The sequence below is a fragment of the Sphaerospermopsis aphanizomenoides BCCUSP55 genome, from assembly GCF_001586785.1.
In the GTDB taxonomy this organism is placed as follows: Bacteria; Cyanobacteriota; Cyanobacteriia; order Cyanobacteriales; family Nostocaceae; genus Sphaerospermopsis_A; species Sphaerospermopsis_A aphanizomenoides_A.
Genome location: NZ_LUFH02000132.1, coordinates 1 through 14,144 on the forward strand (window position 1 = coordinate 1; position 14,144 = coordinate 14,144).

Here is a 14,144-nt window from a genome sequence, read left to right on the forward strand (position 1 = left end):
CTAGTAGAATCTTCTTTCCTACATTTTATCGTTATATTTATGAAGTTGATAGAAAACAACGTGAGCAAGATATAAAAAAACTTGTAGATTTATTAGAAAACCCTCGCAAAAAAGGAAATTTTGAATTATCTGACTTTAAAGAACTAGAAGTTTGGAAAAGAAAATATACAGAACCGATGAATAAGGTATTTGAACAACTTTTTTCTCTGAATCTTGAAGAAAATATTATCACATCTTATATTAATCTTGTGGAACAGTTACAAGAAATCATTGGTGGTGAAATATTACCTCTTAGTCTTAAAGGAATTAGTCCTATAGAATTTTATTTTAAAGTCAATTCAATGAATGAACCTTTACCAATGTATTTAGCTTCTTCATCTGTAAATCAATTAACACTGATTTATTTATATCTAAAATATTGGGCGGCAGCAAAAAATAATTTCTTAATGATAGATGAACCAGAGGTTAATTTACATCCAGAAAATCAGATTAAATTATTAAATATCTTGATCCAGTTCATCCAAAATGAAACCAGAAATAAAGTATTAATCACAACCCATAGTTCAATTTTAGCAAATGCTATTAATAACTATATATATCTGGATGTACTGAAAAATCAACATGGTTTGAATGTACAAAAAATTATTGAAGATAATAAATTGTACTATGTTGATTCATCTGTATCTATAGCAAAGGAAAAAGTTGGTGTTTATTTCTTCACAGGTGATAAAATCATAGACTATGAAAGTCGTAACTCTGGTATTTATTTTAGGAACTTTAGAGAAGTTGAAAATAACTTAGATAAGTCACTTCGCATTCTGACTGATTATATTTATATTCAGGAAGAAGAGGTTGAAGATGAGTAAAAGTAATAAGAGTAAATATTTTTTAAATAACCCTCATAAAAGAGATTTACTTAATCTGAGATATGAAGTTCATAAAGCTTTATCAGACAAGGAACTTATTGAAGAAAAAGCTATAGCTGAAGATGAAATCATTGAAATTGAAGAGAACGGTCAAGGTGCAAAATTTAAGAAGTTATGTATTCAAGGATTAAATTATGCTGATAATAAGTCGAAAGTAGAAAGAATCTGGAAAATTAACTTAGAAAAAGAAATAGGTGGTATTTCAACTAGAGATAGCACGCCTGAATGTGCTATTTTAGTTTTACAAAAGTATGATAGTATGTATAAATTAAATATTCTGTTAATTGAGCTAAAGTCTAGTATAGACAATGAGGGATTAGCGAATATTGAAAAAAAGTTTAGTTGTGCAATGTCTAGAGTATATATGTTACTGGTTCTGAATAATCACTTAAATCCCACACAAGGTTATAATGAGAAAGAAATATATATAGATTTTAAAGGAATTTTATTTTATAGAACATTTTCTGCTAAGAAGAAATTAGAAGAGAATAATGATAGTCAATTGTTAGAAATTATCAAAAATGATAACAAATCAGGTATCTTAACTTGCGAAACGATTTTAAATAAGGAAGATAAAATCAAAATTAAGTGTTTTTGTTACCCAGATGTTGACAGTAAAACAGAAATTAGAAGAAATTTAAAAGATTTGTTATAATAAGTGATTAATAATTAGTCTTAAATCCTTACTACCCCTAGTATGGTATGAGTGTAGCTATTCCTGTTTTTAAACCCGTTAGTCAAATACAACTAACACCCGGTAGTAAAGTTACTATTCCTGATGTTACCTGGGATGAATTTGAATGTATTTTACAAGAACTGGGAGAAAAAATAAATTCACGAATTGCTTATCATCAAGGGATTTTAGAAATTATAGTTCCATCACTTGAACATGAAATTTCCAAAGATTTAATTTCAGATATCGTGAAAATATTATTGAAAGCAAAAGGAATTAAATATCAACCTTTTGGATCAACAACTTATAAAAGACAAGGTGTAGCAGGAGTTGAACCAGATGCTTGTTTTTACATTCAAAATTATCAGCAAATGATAGGTAAAAGACGTTTACAACCAGATGATCCACCACCAGATTTAGCTATAGAAACTGATGTGACATCAAAAATAACTCTTGATGCTTATGAAGCAATTGGTATTCCTGAATTATGGATTTTTGATAGTGGGAAGTTGTCTATTTATTTATTGCAAGATGGAAAATATATCAAGTCTGAAAAAAGGGGAGCATCCCAATTTTGAACAAATGAACGCAGCAACACTAAAAAAACCTCTCACAATCTCTTACCTTTGTGTACTTTGCGCCCTTTGCGGTTCAATCATATCAAGCCTTGGAGCATTTTCTTTACCTAGATAAAAATAAATTTACACATTTGGGATGCTCCCGAAAAAAGTCCATATTTTGAGAATATAGATATTATTCAGATTATACCTGATACTGTTGAGCGTAGTTGGCAGGTGGGAAGTTTTCAAGCCTTGGAAGAATTTGCTAATCTACTACCAACAATTATCTAATAAATCTATTTAACTCCACAACTAACTGATGTACAGTTGTTGAAGTATTATCACTTTCAGGATTTTGAGGATCATATTGATTCAGAAGATTTTGAGCGTGTTTGATTGCTGTATTTTGGAAAATTTCTAACTCTTCATAAATTATATCACTATTCTTTTTATATTTATGTTTCAACCATTTTTCTAATTTAGTAATATAATCTTTTCTAGGAAGTCCAGTATTTAGAAATTCAAAATGCAAGACATACCATAATTCAAACGCTTCATTAGAATAAGCAACTTTAAATCCTTCTCTTTTAGCGTTTGCAATAGCATTGTTAAAATCCTGTTTAGGCCAATCATCTCGATCAAATACACACCAAACTTGGTTATAATCATCTTGAAGACTTAATTCTTTTGCTTTTTCTACTAACTTACTAGGATTATACCCAAAACCTCTCACATCAATTACATCTTTAGGAACACGAAAACATCTAAAGTAATTTGGTTCAGTTTTGTCACCTTCACAAACAATTAAAAATCTTTCTCTGATATCTCTGGTGGCAACTTTTCTCTCAGAATATCCACGAGATGATGCTTGTTTTCCACTGTTTTTAGGCATTAGATTCACCCATTATTTGACTTAAATTTCCAATAAAGGGAATAGCGCCATATTTGCCTTTGATATAATCACTTTCAAAGGAAGCATCATTTCTAATTTTATATTCAACTAGGGAATATAAATCTGTTGCACCATATTTGTTTTTCTCCGTAAACCAAATCTGATCTCTACGAAAAAGTTTATTACTTAAAAGGTTGGTGTCGTGAGTCATAAAAATTAGTTGTGCATGATTATAATTTGTATCATTAGAGTTAAATAACTCAACAATTGCTTTACTGATTAAAGGGTGAAGTCTTGCGTCAAACTCATCAAATATAACAACTTTGCCATTTTTAAGAGTATCTACTAAAAGTCCAGAGATAGCAACTATTTTCTTAGTTCCTTCAGATTCTTGCGCTTCTAAATCAAATAGTTCCATAGAGATAGAATTACCTTCTGCATTAAATTTTTGATGTGAGGTATGAATTGAAAATACTTTCTTTTTATCTGCGTGCATCTTAAAATTTAGCTTTTTAATTTCGTCTGTTATATTACGCAAAGCATAAGTAGTAAGTTCCGTTTCTTTTAATCTAATTTCTCTAATACCCAAATCTAATTTTTTTATTAACTGTATAATTTCTTGTCTATGAACATGATTAGATGCCAAGCAATTTACTGTATAATCTAAAAAAATATTATCTTCTAAACCGGAAACTATATTTAACTTATTTGTTAGCCAATTTAGGATTTGATCAGCTATTGCTACATTAAATTGAGCAGCTACAGAAATAAAAAGCGCGTTTCGTCTGGTTTTAGGGTGAATACCTTCACCTTTGAATGTTTTAGATAGATACTCCATTTTATCAGTCTTTCCATCATAAACCCGTTCAAACAGTCGAGTTTCTCTTGTCTTGGGAACGTAAAATAACCATTCTGAAACTACACTTTCTTGAGTAGCTTCAAAACCATATCTATATTTTTTATCATCCAATATAAAAACGATTTCAAAAAAAGATGGTTCTGTTTCAGTTTCGGTACTTAACTTAAATGGTTCTACTCCTATTTTTTCTGTACTTTGAGTTTCTTTAGAAGAATTAATCATAAACCATTTCATAAACTTTATTGCTTTTGCTAGATTACTTTTACCACTAGCATTAGCACCATAAATTGCGGCACTTTTGAGTAATTTGAGTTCATCATCTACTGCAAAAACATTGTTTTCATCAAGTTCTTTTTCTTTAGCAACAATATTAGCTGCCACCATACTAAAAGTGACTTTATCTTTAAATGATCTGTAATTACCAATACTAAACTCTATGAGCATATTTAGCCTCTAACTTAAACACAATATTTGTGAAAATTTCACATATATATAATTTAAGCATAGCGGTTATTGGTTTATAGGAGCTAGGTTAATGAAATTTATTCCATTTATCCGCATAATCATTAAAACAATCTGTGCATAAACGGCATTTCTACAAATCTCAAGTAATATTAACGACTGGAAATCAGCCTATTCTCCCACCTTAAACTGCAAGAAGAGTTATTTCCATGTCTGCATCTTTTTTAGAAAACCAAGCTTATATTCCAGCTTTGTGGGAATACCCAACATTGTGTATAGCCTTTTTTGGTGTGCAGTTTCACACTGAAGCAGGTCAAAAACTGTATCTTGATTCTGGTATCCAAGAAGAAATTTTACCGAAAAAATGGGTTTAAAGCCCCGTCCTTCTAGGACAGCTTTTCTTTAATTGTCTGATTAATTCTCTCAATACATCATTCTGAGTACGGCTTGTCTGCGAGCAATACTCCACAAGCATCTGGTACTCCTCATCTGAGCATCTAATTGTTAATTTTTTCATGCCGTCATATTGCCGTTAGACTGTGTTATAATACTAGCATGAAAACACTAAAGTTTAAGCTGTACGAACACAAAAGGAATAGACACCTCAAACGGATGATTAACGCCGCAGGGGTGATCTACAACCATTGTATTGCTCTACATAAACGGTACTACCGAATGTGGGGTAAACACTTAAACTGTGCCAAACTACAATCTCATATTGCTAAATTAAGAAAACGCTATTCTTTCTGGCAATTAGTAGGTTCTCAAGCAGTACAGGATATCTGTCAACGCATTGAGAAGGCATACCAATTATTTTTCAAACACAACAACAAAGGAGTTAGACCACCAGGATTCAAAAAAGTTAAAAAATACAAATCATTCACTTTAAAACAAGCTGGTTATAAATTCTTAGGTGGAAATAGAGTTAAAATTGGGAATCGAGTTTATCAATTTTGTCAGTCTAGAGAGCTAGAGGGCAAAATCAAGACATTAACCATAAAACGCACCGCATTAGGTGAGTTGTTTATGGTTGTTGTGGTTGATAATGAGTCACAAATAGAAATTAAATCAACGACTGGTAAAATAGCGGGGTTTGATTTTGGACTCAAAACATTTTTAACTGGCTCTGATGGAACTTTGATTGATTCTCCACAATTCCTTAAACAGTCTCTCAATGCTATCAAGAAAGCTAGTAGAAGTCACTCTCATAAAGTCAGAGACTCAAATAATCGAGAACGAGCTAGAAAAAATTTAGTTCGTAAACATGAAGATGTTTGTAATCGCAGAAGTTATTGGTTTTGGAAATTAGCTCACCAACTAACAGACAAATTTGATGTTTTGTGCTTTGAGACACTTAACCTTAAAGGTATGCAACGTCTTTGGGGCAGAAAAATATCAGACTTAGCGTTTGGAGAATTTCTACAGATTTTAGAATGGGTTGCCAAAAAGAAAAATAAACAAGTTGTTTATATAGATCAATGGTATCCATCCAGTAAAACTTGTTCTGATTGTGGGCATATTTTAGAAAATTTAGATTTATCTCACCGACAGTGGCGTTGTCCATCTTGTAATTCTGTAAATGGACGAGATGAAAATGCTGCTCGAAATATTCAAATGGTTGGGGCATCAACCATTGGGCTAGGTGATGTTAGACTGGCAAGAACCAGCAATTGCTGTTTGACCCCAGAATCTCCGCCCTTTTAGGGCGGGGAGTATGTCAACCGCGTTAGGTGAAGCAGAAGGAAAATCAAAACAACGTCAGCAAAAATTTACGGAAGCAGCGGTTGAGGTTGAGTAAGAAAGCAAAATAGGCGCTAAAATCGATCCAGCCTTTGCATTTTCGTGGTTTTGTCCCAGATAAATCAGAGTGCGGTTCACTGCATAAATCCCAAATGTCAACGACCTTATCCCCAACCCTGGGGAAACAAATTTTGTAATAGCTGTGGCACTCCGTTACAGCTACTAGACCGCTATTACCCGATGCAACCCTTGGGTTCCGGTGGGTTTGCCCAAATTTACACGGTTTGGGATGAAAAAACCCAGACTGAAAAGGTGCTGAAAGTGTTGGTGGAAGATTCTCCCAAAGCTTTGGAATTATTCATCCAAGAAGCGGAGGTTTTAAGCAGTTTCCATCATCCCGGAGTTCCTAAAGTTGAATCTGACGGGTATTTTCAAATCAATTTGACTAGTCCTAAACCACACCAGTTGGCTTGTCTGGTGATGGAAAAAATTGATGGCCATAATTTGGAGAAAATTCGCAAAAATTATCCTCAAGGATGTCCAGAAGACTTGGTGTTAAATTGGTTTGCACAGGCTGTGAAGATTTTACAGGAATTACACAAACGCCAAATTATTCATCGAGATATCAAACCTTCTAATTTAATGCTGCGTACCCCTTCACCTACCGCACCTCTACAAGCGGAACAATTGGTGTTAATTGATTTTGGTGGTGCTAAACAATTTAGTGGGGCAATATTGCGATCGCATTCTCCTTCTACTCGTCTATTTTCTTCTGGTTATAGTCCACCAGAACAAATGGTTGGTGGTAATGTCGGGCCTGCGGCAGATTTTTATGCTTTGGGACGAACCATGATTGAATTACTCACAGGTAAATATCCCCAGGAGTTGGAAGATCCCATCACGGGAGAATTACGCTGGCGAAAATGGTGTAATGTTAACCCCCAACTAGCTGATTTATTAGATGAAATGATACAGACGGATGTGCGATCGCGTCCAGCCCATGCAGCTATTATTCAAAAACGGTTATTAAAAATTGTCCCCGCAGGATCAAAACCCAGTTTCTTTACTCAAACAAAAACCACAGTTATTCAATCTGTCACCCAATTTACCCAAGCTGTGGGTAATACAACTCTGTTGACAGTGCAAGCTATTTTCAGATTCCTACTAGCTTGTCTGGCAACAATTTGGGCTATCATTTTAAGTGGGATTGGTGCTAGTTTAGGGACTGTTGCTGGTTTTTGGTTGGCTTATCACACCAAATTAGGTGCAGTTGTTCAAGAATTTTTATCACTTCAACTACCAGAATTGCTCCCCAATTTTAAAACCTCTCACCCCAAAGAAATCATAGTTTATGGTGTTGCTGGTTTAGCTACAGCTTGGGGAATTACCCTATCTAAAAGTTTTGGTCAAAAGCGAAGATTTTTAGTTTCAGCCCTAATGGGTTTAATTGGTTATAGCTTTGGTTGGATAATTTGGCAATTTATTAAACCACAGGATAGCGCCGAAGGATTAATTGCCTGGATGTTGGTGTCAATTTCTCTACTAACTTTAGGTTTAGGTCTTCGCAGCCATTACCTAGCTTATGCTTTTATCACTGCCTTTGGTAGTGCCAACATTTTAGCAGGGTTAATTCACCTAGGTTTAAAAATTCAATTTATTCATTTTTCCAATCAACCCAACGGATGGGAGTTGTTGCAGCATATAGCTTTTTTCGGTTTTATTGGTATTTTAATTAGTTTTTGTTTAGGTTTGAGTTATTACTTGATTGTTCCCTGTTTGCGTTGGTTGGGATGGAGATAAGTAGGTAGGCGTTGAAAATTGTCGTTATGGCAAGGCAAGAGGCAAAAGGCAAAAGGCAAGAGGGAAGAGATTTTCAGAGATTTTACATTTTGTTACATACCTTGGTTTTTTCGAGCCGACTTGCTTAATTCGTAATTCAGTTCTCCTGATAGTGCAACTTGGCGTAAGCCATACTCCAGAACTTCTTGTTCAAATAGTTAGATCCTGTCACCTGTCACCTGTCACCTGTCACCTCTCTACACCCCACACCCCTAAAACAAGATCCCCCCAGCCTTTTTTTGTTTAAGCCGGGGGGATCACATATTTGGTAGTCTATAAGTCTTTCGGTATAGTCAACTAGAATAAATTTTATATCATTTATTTGGCTTTGGCTAGTCTTGCTATTATAATTTTCAGGAATTTTATGTCTTCTTCATAATTCCCGTCCAGAGGGAGGAAAGTCAATGCCTGATTTTCCTGTCAGGGGAGAGCATTTTTACAATTAACACTTATCTATCATGGGAACAAGACTTATCCTGATTAATTAGAATCAATTCAATGCTGACCCGGATTAAAGACTTAACAACGACCTTAGCACCGCGCTTGGTGGACATTCGTCGCCATATCCACTCACATCCAGAACTGAGCGGACAAGAGTATCAAACAGCGGCTTTTGTGGCTGGTGTGTTATCTTCTAGCGGGTTGCACGTGGAAGAGGGCGTGGGTAAAACTGGTGTAATCGCTGAACTACCAGGAATTAAGCCCGATGAAAGGGTATTGGCAATTCGTACTGATATGGATGCTTTGCCGATTCAAGAACGTAGTGGGTTGGAATATGCTTCTCGGATAGAAGGAGTGATGCACGCTTGCGGCCATGATGTTCATACTACGGTAGGTTTAGGTACAGCAATGGTGCTGTCACAAGTAGCAGATGAATTGGGTGGTAAAATCAGGTTTTTATTTCAGCCAGCAGAAGAAATTGCCCAAGGTGCAACTTGGATGGTAAAAGATGGGGCTATGAATAATGTCTCTGCTATTTTAGGCGTTCATGTTTTTCCTTCTATTCCGGCTGGTTGTATTGGTATTCGTTATGGTGCCTTGACAGCAGCAGCAGACGATTTAGAAATTATAATTATTGGTGAATCAGGACATGGTGCGCGTCCCCATGAAGCTATTGATGCCATTTGGATTGCTTCTCAAGTTATTACCTCATTGCAACAAGCTATTAGCCGCACTCAAAACCCTCTGCGTCCAGTGGTATTAAGTATTGGTAAAATTCATGGTGGCAGAGCGCCAAACGTGATCGCTGATCAAGTACAGTTATTGGGTACAGTGCGATCGCTCCATCCTGAAACCCGCGATAAATTGCCAGATTGGATTGAAAATATTGTTGCTAATGTTTGCAATTCTTACGGCGCAAAATATCAAGTTAATTATCATCAGGGTGTACCTAGTGTACAGAATGATTATGCCCTGACACAATTATTGCAATCGTCAGCAGAAGAAGCTTGGAGTAGCGATCGCATCCAAGTTTTACCCGAACCTTCCCTTGGGGCTGAAGATTTTTCTGTTTATTTAGAACACGCTCCCGGTTCAATGTTTCGTTTGGGTGTAGGCTACAAAGATAGAAACATTAATCACCCCCTACATCATCCACAATTTGAAGTTGATGAATCTGCTATTATTACCGGGGTTGTGACGTTGGCTTATGCAGCTTATAAGTATTGGCAACTAAAATAAATGGCTTATTCAGCAAGGTCTTTCAGCCACAAGAGAATGGTAATTGAGTAGTAATTGAGTAGTAATTGAGTAATTAAAAATCTGGGCAGTCAGCCTCAACGACATTTGGGTGACAGTAGTGCTTTAGCACTGTTGCGACTTCATCCCCAATCCATAACGCTACTTTGTCTGGGGTAATTCCTGATGTGATCGCCCAAGTCGCAAATGTATGGCGTGTGCTGTAGGGTTTTAGGTAAAAAGGTAGTTTCTTGGTATCCCCTCAATATATCGGGGAAAGAGTTATTCAGGCATCCATGACAAACCAAAAGAATTGAGAGCAGATTTTTCTCGAATAATAGTTGCCAAAGAAGGAATATTCCCAAAGAGAGAAATCCGGTCACGGATATATTCAAAAAAACTGATACCCAACTGACGAGTAGTAGCAACAAGAGACATAAAAGTATCCCAAGCCTGAGTCCCCTCAACAGTCTGAGTGGCATAACTAATATTGCGTCGTTGCACCATCGTCCTAGCAGCTAACTCCGCCGGATTATTGTGCAAAGGCAATTCAGGATGCTCTAATACTAAAAGCAACTCGGAAATTTTCATCCGTGTGAATTGTTTTCGCTCATCCAACTGTTCATAACCACTTTCTGTGGAAAAAAGTTTCCAAAACTCAGACCGGAGTTTTTCTGCGGTTTGTTGACTGGGAGAATCTTTGTAAGCGAGTCTGTCTATTTTAATGGCTTGATTTTTACTGCCCTTGGAGTGCTGTTTTGGGGTTTTTCTTTCTTGTTCTGATGAGTGCTTATTTTCAAACCCTTTCTTACTCTTGGCTTTTATGTCTGGTTGACCTTGTTCTCCCTTCAAGCGGTTGTTTTCATCTTTTAACCGTTGATTCTCTGACTCTAAGCCTTTGACTTTTAATTGTAATTGTTCTATTAGATTCAGTAATACCTCTACTGTATGACGCATTGATTCGTCTGCAATCCCTTTTGGTTCGATGGTTTGCAGTAAATCTGATATTGATTTGTCACTCTCAATACTTTTTTGCGTCATGTCTCCTATTCTATGACACTGTGTGTACCTCGTTGCACTTATTTTCCTCTGTTACCCCTATTTATTGAGCCGATACGAGAAATTGAACAAGAACATTTTGCAAATCAACCAGAATTAACCCAGCAAGAACAGTTAAAATATCTGGTTTTAAAAGCAGGTATTCACTGTGAGTTGGAATGGATAGACTGGTGTAATGAAGCTTTAGAAACGTTCAAACAATTACAATAATTACAATAATTAGGACTGGCTGAAAAAGTTTTTTAGCAAACCCTAATTATTGTTTTTACCTTTTTTTAAAGCAGCAATAATTTCTACATTTGCTTCTGGGAAAGTAAAACCATCTAACTCATCCACACTGACCCAACGAATTTCCGCACATTCTATAGCTTGGGGAATACCTGATAAATGAAGACAATGATGAACCATCAAAGTTACTCGCAAATGGGTATAAGTATGATCAATAGTAATCAGATGTTCTCCCACTTCAATTTTAATTCCTAACTCTTCTAAAATTTCTCTGGCAATACAATCTTCTATAGTTTCTCCTGATTCTATTTTTCCCCCAGGAAACTCCCATAAACCAGCCATTGTCCCTTGAGGAAGACGACGATCAATTAAAATTTGTTTTTGGTCGTTCCAAATTACAGCAACACCAATGATTTTATGGGGAACAGCAGAAATTTCATTCATATAGCAGGTGACAGGGAATTTTAGATTTTAGATTTTAGATTTTAGGTAAGCATTCAGCTGTCAGCCGTCAGCAAAAACCTAAAAACCATCAATAATAGGCTGTAAATTGCTCTCATGAACACTAGTGTAATTTTAAAAAACTCTGTATGACAAGTGACTCCAGTTAAAAGGCTTTTACGGTCTAGATTTTATCATCTGTTGATGTACTCACCACCTTGGCTGTTGTTATAAATAATTGAAGATTGCTAGAAGATTAGCACCAATTATCAATAAAAAACTCGACAGATATATTCTTTGTCTGTCGAGTTTCTAGTTTTACCAAATTTGCAATTATCAAATCATAACATTTATCCAATAAAAAACACCAATTATTTAAGTCCTCTCGTGAATCTCATGGATTTGGCAGAGAATTTAATGAGGATGAAGCAACTCGTTTTATACTCGTAACTCATCACTCTACTATAACTGGCGTTAATGTATTTTTTTACTCAGCAACATCAGTGCTATTTGCTTCTGTTCCTTGTAAAGCCATGTCAAAGTTCATTCTCTGTTCAGCATTACGTAAGAAATAACCACTAATCATAGCAGATGCCAGTAACCGACCCAAATTTTCCCTATTGGTAGTAATAGTTACACCGAAGTGTTCCGAAGGTAAGTTTCCTAACAGTCCTGTAATATTCCGTTCCATTACCTGAAAGACTTCGGGAGAAGTAGGTTTAGATAGCTGGGTAACAGTTTCTGGACTTAAGGATTTAACATAATGCCATAAGTTACTGCTTTCAGAATCGCTATTAAAAAATTCAGAGACTCGATTGGGTTGGTTACTCACTTTTGATCTCCTTAACTAACACTGTTAATTGCGGTGTTCGTGACTTAAATAATTAATAACCTATTTTGTATTGAATTTAGATGAAAATTGTGTGTTCATGTCAATCAATCTAACAGGTCATTTCAGTCATGGGAGTCGGTTAAACCGTACCAAACGCGGAGTATTTATACGAATAGGTGACAGCAAAAGGGTATGGGGTGTAGGGTGTGGGAAAAAAACTTAATTGTTTTCTCCTGTCTTTTTCCAATCACCAATTACCCATTACCCATTTCCCATGACCTAACTAGCAAGATATTCGTTAATGTTGGCTTTAGATTTGCGAAGTTTTGTTAAGGCTTCGCGCTCAATTTGTCGGACTCTCTCCCGGCTGATATTGAGAAGTTCTCCGATTTTGGAGAGGGTTAAAGCTTGGCCATCTACCAACCCGAAGCGCAACTTAATTACTTCTTTCTGTTGGGGGGTTAATTCTGTCATTAAACGCTCTATATCAGAAGATAATGAAGATTGAACGACAAAATCTTCTGGGGTTGCACCGGTGTCTTCCAGCATTTCGCCCAGTTCGGTGTCGTAATTATCTCCTAAACGCAAATCCAGAGATAAAGGGAGACGGGCTTTTTCTAAACACTCCCGCACTTGTTTGGGTGTTAGCTCTAACTCGTCAGCTAGTTCTGTTGCTGTGGGCGCACGTCCCAATTTTTGGGAGAGTTGGCGTTGAGCTTTTTTAATTTTATTCAGTTTTTCGGTAATATGAATAGGTAGCCTAATGGTGCGAGCTTTTTCGGCGATCGCACGAGTAATGGCTTGGCGTATCCACCAGTAGGCATAGGTAGAAAATCTATAACCTTTGGTAGGGTCAAATTTTTCTACTCCCCGCTGCATTCCTATACTACCTTCTTGGATTAAGTCGAGTAAATCGACATTCCGTTTAATGTATTTCTTCGCAACGGAGACGACTAAACGCAGGTTAGCTTCTACCATTTTACGTTTAGCAATCTCACCTTCTGCGATCGCTGCATTTAACTCTGCTGGTTCTAGTTGTGCTGAAGCTGCCCACTCTTCTAAAGTTGGCTGATAACCTAACTGGGTAGCAAGATTTTCCCTCACTTCATACAAAGCGGTACATCTTTGTACCTGTTTACCATAATGAATCTCTTCTTCGTGGGTGAGAAGTGGAACACGGCCAATCTCACGCAGGTAAGTCCGCACAAGGTCGGTGGCTGTCTGAGCGGTCTTCATGGCGCTACTCTTTGGTGATGATGGGTTTGCTGGTAGTGTCATTAGCTGATAAATGCCTTGGAAGGGAGCTACCCAGATGACCTGGGAAATCATGCTAAGGTTTACAACTTAAAATGCCTGAAACTTAAATGCCTGATCAGCTTGGTAGCTTATATCGGCTGCTCATATTTATTTAGTCAGTCTAGACTCCTTAACTGCTAGAAGTTACAGTCACTGATTAGTGATTACAAGTATCTACAGTTAGATATAAGGTAGCAAGTTAAACATTTTTTGTTTTATTTGAATATTAATAATTGTAACATTTATGAGAATTACCTGACTACCGAGAAACCCGAAACTTTCTGGTAATTTCCAGTGACTTAATGTCGTGATTTTACTGATAGCAGAATGGACTCAGCAATAACCCGTGCAATGGCAACAACCCATGTAGAATCAGGCTCGGAGAATTTTTGCTAGTCACAATTAGACAGCTAGTAGCTATCCAATCATATATCTGAAACCACTCAAATAGGTTTTCTGAACAGGAAATAACTTCCTCATATTTGTTAAAATATCTCAATGATAACTATAATGATTCTCTTATAATGATTGCTTAATATTTCAGGGAACAGGGAATAGGTGACAGGTGACAGGTGACAGAAAGCAGGAGTATGGCTTACGCCAAGCTGCGCTATCAGGAGGAAGAATTAATTTTTCTTCCCCTGCCTCCCCTGCCTCCCC

The 14,144-nt window shown here is 36.3% G+C and carries 14 protein-coding genes; 8 read left to right on the plus strand and 6 right to left on the minus strand.

Features of this window, described 5'->3' with window-relative positions:
* The 3 genes from A0J48_RS23765 to A0J48_RS23775 all read left to right on the plus strand — a co-directional run.
* A partial coding sequence (locus tag A0J48_RS23765) for an AAA family ATPase (protein ID WP_200327061.1) occupies positions 1-866 on the plus strand: 866 nt, incomplete at its 5' end.
* Positions 859-1,581 (plus strand): hypothetical protein, encoded by a 723-nt coding sequence (locus tag A0J48_RS23770; RefSeq protein ID WP_200327062.1) that lies wholly within the window; start codon positions 859-861, stop codon positions 1,579-1,581. The genes A0J48_RS23765 and A0J48_RS23770, both read left to right, overlap by 8 nt.
* A gap of 47 nt (positions 1,582-1,628) precedes the next feature.
* Positions 1,629-2,177 (plus strand): Uma2 family endonuclease, encoded by a 549-nt coding sequence (locus A0J48_RS23775; protein ID WP_200327063.1) that lies wholly within the window; start codon positions 1,629-1,631, stop codon positions 2,175-2,177.
* A gap of 265 nt (positions 2,178-2,442) precedes the next feature.
* On the opposite strand, the gene A0J48_RS23780 is transcribed toward A0J48_RS23775, so the two are convergent.
* Both A0J48_RS23780 and A0J48_RS23785 read right to left on the minus strand, forming a co-directional pair.
* Complete coding sequence (locus A0J48_RS23780; RefSeq protein WP_200327064.1) at positions 2,443-3,051, minus strand: RloB family protein; 609 nt, start codon at positions 3,049-3,051, stop codon at positions 2,443-2,445.
* Complete coding sequence (locus tag A0J48_RS23785; RefSeq protein ID WP_200327065.1) at positions 3,044-4,354, minus strand: AAA family ATPase; 1,311 nt, start codon at positions 4,352-4,354, stop codon at positions 3,044-3,046. The genes A0J48_RS23780 and A0J48_RS23785 overlap by 8 nt, the downstream gene beginning before the upstream one ends.
* Positions 4,355-4,581: 227 nt before the next feature.
* Between A0J48_RS23785 and A0J48_RS23790 the strand changes: the two genes are divergently transcribed.
* From A0J48_RS23790 to A0J48_RS23805, 4 genes are all read left to right on the plus strand, one after another.
* Positions 4,582-4,746, plus strand: a complete 165-nt coding sequence (locus tag A0J48_RS23790) for a hypothetical protein (RefSeq protein WP_200327066.1) — start codon at positions 4,582-4,584, stop codon at positions 4,744-4,746.
* Between the two features lie 181 nt (positions 4,747-4,927).
* Entirely contained in the window at positions 4,928-6,076 is a 1,149-nt protein-coding gene (locus A0J48_RS23795; protein WP_200327067.1) for an RNA-guided endonuclease InsQ/TnpB family protein, read from the plus strand.
* A 138-nt stretch (positions 6,077-6,214) separates the two neighbouring features.
* Positions 6,215-7,912 carry a protein kinase domain-containing protein gene (locus A0J48_RS23800; RefSeq protein ID WP_200327068.1) on the plus strand — a complete coding sequence of 566 codons (1,698 nt, stop codon included), beginning with the start codon at positions 6,215-6,217 and terminating at the stop codon, positions 7,910-7,912.
* A gap of 537 nt (positions 7,913-8,449) precedes the next feature.
* Positions 8,450-9,631 (plus strand): M20 family metallopeptidase, encoded by a 1,182-nt coding sequence (locus A0J48_RS23805; RefSeq protein WP_200327069.1) that lies wholly within the window; start codon positions 8,450-8,452, stop codon positions 9,629-9,631.
* Positions 9,632-9,910: 279 nt separating this feature from the next.
* On the opposite strand, the gene A0J48_RS23810 is transcribed toward A0J48_RS23805, so the two are convergent.
* Positions 9,911-10,669 (minus strand): hypothetical protein, encoded by a 759-nt coding sequence (locus A0J48_RS23810; protein ID WP_200327070.1) that lies wholly within the window; start codon positions 10,667-10,669, stop codon positions 9,911-9,913.
* Positions 10,670-10,681: 12 nt separating this feature from the next.
* Between A0J48_RS23810 and A0J48_RS23815 the strand changes: the two genes are divergently transcribed.
* Positions 10,682-10,897, plus strand: coding sequence for a hypothetical protein (locus tag A0J48_RS23815; protein WP_200327071.1), 216 nt, complete (start codon positions 10,682-10,684; stop codon positions 10,895-10,897).
* Positions 10,898-10,939: 42 nt separating this feature from the next.
* On the opposite strand, the gene mutT is transcribed toward A0J48_RS23815, so the two are convergent.
* The 3 genes from mutT to A0J48_RS23830 all read right to left on the minus strand — a co-directional run bounded on the left by mutT (position 10,940) and on the right by A0J48_RS23830 (position 13,424).
* The gene (mutT, locus tag A0J48_RS23820) at positions 10,940-11,359 is read right to left on the minus strand and encodes an 8-oxo-dGTP diphosphatase MutT (RefSeq protein ID WP_200327072.1); all 420 of its coding nucleotides are present in this window, start codon (positions 11,357-11,359) and stop codon (positions 10,940-10,942) included.
* 484 nt (positions 11,360-11,843) lie between these two features.
* The gene (locus A0J48_RS23825) at positions 11,844-12,188 is read right to left on the minus strand and encodes a DUF760 domain-containing protein (protein ID WP_200327073.1); all 345 of its coding nucleotides are present in this window, start codon (positions 12,186-12,188) and stop codon (positions 11,844-11,846) included.
* Positions 12,189-12,467: 279 nt separating this feature from the next.
* Positions 12,468-13,424, minus strand: coding sequence for an RNA polymerase sigma factor, RpoD/SigA family (locus tag A0J48_RS23830; RefSeq protein ID WP_200327074.1), 957 nt, complete (start codon positions 13,422-13,424; stop codon positions 12,468-12,470).
* Between the last annotated feature and the right edge of the window lie 720 nt (positions 13,425-14,144).